Annotated in this window: 1 protein-coding gene; it reads left to right on the forward strand. The window is 44.1% G+C overall.

What is annotated here, in order from left to right; genetic code table 11:
- On the forward strand, positions 1-236 hold a 236-nt coding region (locus tag R2R70_RS23140), incomplete at both ends, for an efflux RND transporter permease subunit (protein ID WP_410979364.1).

Raw genomic sequence — 236 nt, forward strand, 5'->3', positions numbered from 1 at the left:
GTGTTGTGGTTGAGGCGGTTTATGACCGTACAACTCTTGTTGATAAAACCATAGACACTGTAAAAACGAACCTGTTTGAAGGCGCGGTGCTGGTGGTTGTTATTTTACTGCTACTACTGGGTAATGTAACTGGCGCATTAATTACGGCCATGGTTATTCCGCTTAGTATGTTATTTGCCATTACCGGTATGGTAGGTAATAGGGTGTCGGGTAACTTAATGAGCCTAGGCGCAATC

This window comes from Cobetia sp. SIMBA_158 (genome assembly GCF_046566945.1).
Classification (GTDB): Bacteria; Pseudomonadota; Gammaproteobacteria; order Pseudomonadales; family Halomonadaceae; genus Cobetia; species Cobetia amphilecti.